At 42.7% G+C, this 833-nt stretch carries 1 protein-coding gene; it reads right to left on the reverse strand.

What is annotated here, in order from left to right; translation table 11 throughout:
* A partial coding sequence (locus PSE7429_RS26485) for a hypothetical protein (protein WP_009629792.1) occupies nucleotides 1-833 on the reverse strand: 833 nt, incomplete at both ends.

Genomic DNA, 833 nt, shown 5'->3' on the forward strand with positions numbered 1-833 from the left:
TATCTTTTGCACCACTGATAACTGCTTCAGGTTTGCTGATGTTGACATAGCTACCGAGAGCAATTTGGGTTGCGCTGAGGGTGGCTTTATCCCAGTCAAGTCCATTGCTGTCAATTCGTGCATTCTCAACGTTGGCTTTGGCATCATTTAGTTTCGGAATTGTGATGCTAGCTTTGGCGATGGATATCTTGGTATTTTCGTGGTCATATTTAATGTCACTTGCGTCAAAGTTGAGGATATTGGCAACTGTTCCATTTAACTTCACATCTTGATGTGTGCTACCCCATTTGCCATCTTGATATAGAACGGTTAGCTTGCCACTGCCATTGACTTTTACTAGCTCAGAGGAACCAAGATTAACGCCAAAGTCACCTGTGAACTTGGAGTTATATTTATCCTTTGCGCCACTGATGACTGCTTCAGGTTTGTTGATGTTGACATAGCTACCGAGAGCAATTTGGGTTGCACTGAGCGTGACTTTGTCCCAATCAAGTCCATTGCTGTCAATTCGTGCATTCTCAACGTTGGCTTTGGCATCATTTAGTTTCGGAATTGTGATGCTAGCTTTGGCGATGGATATCTTGGTATTTTCGTGGTCGTATTTAATGTCACTTGCGTCAAAGTTGAGGATATTGGCAACTGTTCCATTTAACTTCACATCTTGGTGTTTGCTACCCCATTTGCCATCTTGATACAGAACGGTTAGTTTGCCACTGCCATTGACTTTTACTAGCTCAGAGGAACCAAGATTAACGCCAAAGTCACCTGTGAACTTGGAGTTATATTTATCCTTTGCGCCACTGATGACTGCTTCAGGTTTGTTGATGTTGACA

This window comes from Pseudanabaena biceps PCC 7429 (genome assembly GCF_000332215.1).
Lineage (GTDB): Bacteria > Cyanobacteriota > Cyanobacteriia > Pseudanabaenales > Pseudanabaenaceae > Pseudanabaena > Pseudanabaena biceps.